A 5,547-nucleotide genomic window follows, 5' to 3' on the forward strand; every position below is an offset into this window, starting at 1 on the left:
CGCCCGGCACCTGCGCCTGACCGCCGAGCTGGCCCTCGGCACCGATCTCACCGGCGACCCGGGTCACCTCGTCGGCGAAGGTCCGCAGCGTCTCGGTCATCGCGTTGATCGTCTCGGCGAGCTGCGCGACCTCGCCGCGCGCGCCGATGGTGATCTTCTGCGTCAGGTCGCCGTTCGCGACCGCCGTCGTCACCTGCGCGATGTCCCGCACCTGGGCCGTCAGATTGCCGGCCATCAGGTTCACCGAGTCGGTGAGGTCCTTCCAGACCCCGGCCACGCCCGGCACCTGCGCCTGGCCGCCCAGCTCGCCCTCGGTGCCGACCTCCCGGGCGACCCGGGTCACCTCGGAGGAGAACGAGGAGAGCTGGTCCACCATCGTGTTGACGGTGTTCTTCAGCTCCAGCATCTCGCCCGCGACATGCACGGTGACCTTGCGCGACAGGTCGCCCTTGAGCACCGCGGTCGTCACCAGGGCGATATCGCGCACCTGCGCGGTCAGCCGGTACGCCATGGTGTTGACGGAGTCCGTCAGGTCCTTCCAGGACCCCGCCATGCCGCGGACCTTCGCCTGGCCGCCGAGCTTGCCCTCGGTGCCGACCTCGCTGGCCACCCGGGTCACCTCGTCGGTGAACGCGGACAGCTGGTCGACCAGGCCGTTGACCGTACGGCCGACCTTGAGGAATTCGCCGCGCAGCGGGTGCGCCGAGCCGTCCGAATTCTGCGCGCGCAGGTCCATCCGCTGTTCGAGGTCGCCCTCGGCCACCGCGGACAGCACCCGGCCGACCTCGGAGACCGGCCGTACCAGATCGTCCACCAGCGCGTTCGACGCCTCGATGGCGGCGGCCCAGGCACCCTCGCAGGCCCCCGTCTCCAGCCGCTCGGTGAGCTTGCCCTCCCGGCCGACGACCCGGCGCACCCGTGCCAGCTCCCCGGTGAGGTGCTGATTGCGGTCGGCGACCTCGTTGAAGACAGCGGCGACCTCCGCCATCACGCCGTCCCCGGCCACCGTGAGACGGCGGCGGAAGTTGCCGTCCCGCATCGCGGCGAGCGCGGTCAGCAGTTTGGTGAGCGCGGCCGAATCGACCTCTACGGTCCCGCCGGCCCGGGAACGCCCGTTCTTCGTACGCGTGACTGTGCCCCGCGCCGATGCGCCAGACTCCACCGTGTCCCTCCTGGAGGGTCGATCGACCTGCATGTACCTGAGTTAGGCGCCTCCAGTCTTCCACCTTCGCAGGCCGGCCCGACAACATCCGGCGTAACGCATACGCGGCGGGGCCGTTGGCGCTACGCCCGAAACAGGGGTCGTACACGTACCGCGACCGGCACGGCACGTTCCGGTTTGACGACGGCACGGCGCGGCCGGGGCGCGACGCACTAGCCTTGCCTGATGGCAGTACGACGCACGGTGCACGGGCGGGCGACCGACCGTGGCGAGACCCGGCAGCGGCTGCGGGACACCACCGAATCCGTCAAGAGGAGATCCGTGATCACGGCTCGGGCATCGGCCAGCTTCGAACCGGTGGGGCGGTCGGTCGCAGTGGCCAGGGCCTTTGTACGGGACACCCTGCACGGCTGGGGCTTCGCCGACGTCGTGGACGACGCCGTGGTGCTGACCAGCGAACTGGTGACCAACGCCGTCGTGCACGCGGGCACCGCCGCCGACGTGCGCTGCCTGCGCTATGAGACGGCGGTACGCGTCGAGGTCGCCGACCACTACCCGGAGCGCGAGGTGCCGCTCCAGGGCCGCGGCAGGCCGCACCGCGACCCCGACCACGAAGGCGGGCGCGGCCTGCTGCTGTGCGCCGCGCTGGCCAGCCGCTGGGGCGTGGAATACACGGCGGCGGGCAAGCACGTGTGGTTCCAGCTCGACCTGCCCGAGCGGCCGGCAGGCACCCGCTCGGCGGGACCGCTGCTGCCCGCCGCCGAGCTGCCGGTCGCCGACGAGCGGGTCAGGGTCGCCGTCATCCAGGTCGACCGCAGGGGCGCCATCACCCGCTGGAACGACGACGCGGCCGACCTCTTCGGCCACCCCGCCGCCGAAGCCGTCGGCAAGTCACTCGCCGACCTCACCGCCTGGCCGCAGACCCCCGGCACCGGCATCGGCCTGGCGGAGGCCCTCCAGCTCTCCCGCTGGGAGGGCACCTACGGGCTGCGCAACAGCGACGGCCGGGTCCTGCCCGTCTACGGCTCCCACCTGCGGGTCCGCGACACCTCGGGCGAGCCCTCCACCGTCTGCCTGCTGGTACGCGTCGAGGAGCGGGCCGTGCTCCAGACCCCGGCCCGCGGCAACGCGCCGTCCGACACCGGCCTGGTCCAGCGCGGCAAGAACGCCGACGCCTTCGAGGTCTTCATCGGCTCGCCCGCCCCCGACGACCTCGACAGCCTGCTCCAGCGCACCGTCGAACGCGCCCGTGACATGCTCGACGGCGACGCGGCCTACCTGCTGCTGGCCACCGACGACGAGACCGAACTCGAGGTCCGCGCCTCCACCGGCCTGCCCTCGGCCCGCCAGCGCTTCGCCCGCGTGCCCGTCGAGGCCGGCACCGGGCGGTACGGCAGCGCCAGGATGCCCGCCGTGCACGAGGACCTGACAGCCGTTCCCGGCGCCGTCCCACTGCTGTCGGGTACCGGGATGCGCTCGGTCGTCACCGTGCCGCTCAAGGTCGAAGGGCGGCTCACCGGCTCGCTCGGGGTCGCCGCGGAGGCCCCGGGCCGCTACACCAACCAGCAGGCGCTGCGGCTGCAGTTCGCCGCCGACCGGATCGCGCTGGCCGTCGAGAGCGCCCGCCTCACCGAGCTGGAACGGCTGCGCCGCGGCTCGCTGTCCTTCCTGGTCGAGGCCTCCGACCTGCTGGCGGGCACGCTGGAGCGCGACCAGACGCTGGCGCTGATGGCCCAGATGACCGTGCCGACCCTGGCCAGTTGGTGCGCGGTCTACACGATCGCCGAGCAGTCGGAACCCGAACTCGCCTTCGTCCTGCACGAGGACGAGGACCGCATCGACGGCATCAAGGCGCTGCTCTCCCAGGTCCGTGCCCCCGAGCCCGACCCGACGCCTGGCGCCCGCGCCTGGACCGCGCCCTCGGACGCGGCCCATTCCAGCGCCCTGCGGGCCTCGCTGCGCAGCCTCGGCGTCGGCCCCAGCGGCTCCGGTACGCTGGCCGGCCGCCCGCCGAGCACCCCGGGCGTCGCCCTTGCCACGGCCGCGGCAGTCGGCGGCGAGACCGTCGTCCTGCCGCTGGTCGCCCGCAACCGCGTCATCGGCATGCTCACCCTCGGCAAACCGTCCGACGAGCGCTTCCGCCAGGAGATCCTGGAACTGGCCGAGGACCTGTCCCGGCGCGCCGCCCTCGCCCTGGACAACGCCCGCCTCTACAGCGAGCGCACCGCCATCAGCCAGGCCCTCCAGCGCAGCCTGCTCCCGCCGGAGCTGCCGCACGTGCCCGGCGTCGAGGTCGAGGTCGTCTACCGCGCCGCGGGCGAGGGCAACGAGGTCGGCGGCGACTTCTACGACCTCTTCCCGATCCGCGACGGCTGCTGGGGCTTCGCCATCGGCGACGTCTGCGGTACGGGCCCCGAGGCCGCAGCCGTGACCGGCCTCGCCCGGCACGCGCTGCGGCTGCTCGCCCGCGAGGGCTTCGGCGGCCCCGCGGTCCTGGAGCGCCTCAACGCGGCCATCCTCGACGAGGGTGCCCGCAGCCGCTTCCTGACCCTGCTCTACGGCGAGTTGTGGCCGCAGCACGACGGCAGCGCGGTGCTCCGCATGGTCTGCGCCGGCCATCCGCTGCCTTTGCGGCTGCGACCCGACGGCACGGTCGAGGCCGCGGCAGAACCGCAGCCGCTGCTGGGCGTGATGGACGACCTGGAACTCGTCGAGCAGTCCGTCACGCTCGACCCGGGCGACGTCCTGCTCTGCGTGACCGACGGCGTCACCGAGCGCCGCGAGGGCACCAGGATGCTCGGCGACGACGGCCTCGCGGACGTCCTGGCCACCTGTACGGGCCTGACGGCCGGCGCGGTCGCGGCCCGTATCCAGCGCGCGGTGGAACGCTTCGCGTCCGACGCCCCCTCCGACGACATGGCCATCCTGGCGATGCGGGTGCCGGCCCTTCCGCAGACCTGACCACCCGGCACCTCGTGTGCCGGTGCGGCCGCTACACCAGAAAGGCCTCCCGCCGTCGGCGGGAGGCCTTTCCTTGTCAGAGCCCCAATACGGAATCGAACCGTAGACCTTCTCCTTACCATGGAGACGCTCTACCGACTGAGCTATTGGGGCGCGTCGACGGGAAGATCGTAGCTCATGAACGGCTGTGCGGGAAAGTCGGCCGAGCGCCTGGTCAGCCCGGCCAGCCGGCATGCGGGCCGCCGGCTCAGATCAGCCCGCCCAGCGCGTTGCAGGTATCCGCGAGATACGTCAACTCCCGCTGTGTGATGCCCGAGTGCACCGGCAGCGACAGGGTGTCCGCGGCCACCAGTTCGGTCTGCGGCAGCACGACCCCCGCGCGGTGCGCGGGCATCCGGTGCACCGGTACGGGCACGCTGACCGTCGCCCGCACCCCGCGCGCGGCCAGGGCGGCGGCGAAGGCGTCCCTGTCGGGACGTCCGTTGCCCGGTATCCGCACGGTGTAGCGGTGATAGCGGTGGTGCGCCCCGGGCTCGGCGTAGGGCACGGTGACGCCCCTCAACGCCGAGTCCAGGAACCGCGCGTGCGCCCGGCGCCTGGCGACGGCTCCCGCGTCCTCGGTACGCCCGCCCTCGGCGCCCTCCTCCACGACGGCCAACGCACGGCGCTCGGCCAGCTCGTTGAGCCGCGTCATGGGTGCCGGGTGCCCGAACACATGCACCGGCACGATGGCCGCCGTGCGGGACGTGATGCCGGCCGCGACCGCTTCCGGGTCGAGGCAGAACGTCCGCGGGTCGATGTCCGCGAACACGGGTACGGCGCCGGCCAGCCGTACGGCGTCGGCGGGCGCGCCGGGGCCGAACGAGGGCACGATGACCTCGTCGCCGGTCCCGATGCCCAGCCGCACCAGCGCGTCACGCAGGGCGGCAGCCGTCGTGTCCGAAGCGATCCTGTGCCGCCGCTGGGCAGTCGTCATCTGCTGCACGTCTCCACACCTCCGCTTGTCCCGGCGGCCAGAGTCTCCGCACGATATGAACAGCGGGTAACGGGGCAGCAAAAAAGCCCCGGCCCCCGAGACAAGGCTCGGGGGCCGGGGCTTTCTAATAATTGTTCGGCGGTGTCCTACTCTCCCACAGGGTCCCCCCTGCAGTACCATCGGCGCTGAAAGGCTTAGCTTCCGGGTTCGGAATGTAACCGGGCGTTTCCCTAACGCTATGACCACCGAAACACCATGAAACACACACCACCACCCGAACCGCCACTAATAACGGTACGAGTGTATGGCGGCTGGTTGTTTCAGAACCACACAGTGGACGCGAGCAACTGAGGACAAGCCCTCGGCCTATTAGTACCGGTCAGCTCCACCCCTTACGAGGCTTCCACATCCGGCCTATCAACCCAGTCGTCTACTGGGAGCCTTACCC

General features: G+C 71.9%; 3 protein-coding genes, 1 tRNA gene and 2 rRNA genes. 1 reads left to right on the forward strand and 5 read right to left on the reverse strand.

Annotated features, from left to right (window positions below; genetic code table 11):
- A partial coding sequence (locus V7E46_RS01400) for a HAMP domain-containing protein (protein WP_443053936.1) occupies nucleotides 1–1,162 on the reverse strand: 1,162 nt, incomplete at its 3' end.
- 321 nt (nucleotides 1,163–1,483) lie between these two features.
- On the opposite strand from V7E46_RS01400, the gene V7E46_RS01405 reads away from it, so the two are divergent.
- Nucleotides 1,484–4,123: a SpoIIE family protein phosphatase gene (locus tag V7E46_RS01405; protein ID WP_333766672.1), complete on the forward strand. Its 2,640-nt coding sequence runs from the start codon at nucleotides 1,484–1,486 to the stop codon at nucleotides 4,121–4,123.
- Between the two features lie 80 nt (nucleotides 4,124–4,203).
- Here V7E46_RS01405 and V7E46_RS01410 read toward each other — a convergent pair.
- The 4 genes from V7E46_RS01410 to V7E46_RS01425 all read right to left on the reverse strand — a co-directional run.
- Nucleotides 4,204–4,276, reverse strand: a tRNA-Thr gene (locus tag V7E46_RS01410).
- A 94-nt stretch (nucleotides 4,277–4,370) separates the two neighbouring features.
- A complete protein-coding gene (locus tag V7E46_RS01415) occupies nucleotides 4,371–5,099 on the reverse strand; it encodes a DegT/DnrJ/EryC1/StrS family aminotransferase (RefSeq protein ID WP_333766664.1) in 729 nt (242 codons plus the stop codon).
- A 133-nt stretch (nucleotides 5,100–5,232) separates the two neighbouring features.
- Nucleotides 5,233–5,349, reverse strand: a 5S ribosomal RNA gene (gene rrf, locus V7E46_RS01420).
- A 99-nt stretch (nucleotides 5,350–5,448) separates the two neighbouring features.
- Nucleotides 5,449–5,547, reverse strand: a 23S ribosomal RNA gene (locus V7E46_RS01425); the annotation flags it as partial.

Origin of the sequence: Streptomyces sp. IBSBF 2435, assembly GCF_036815005.1 — a bacterium.
In the GTDB taxonomy this organism is placed as follows: Bacteria; Actinomycetota; Actinomycetes; order Streptomycetales; family Streptomycetaceae; genus Actinacidiphila.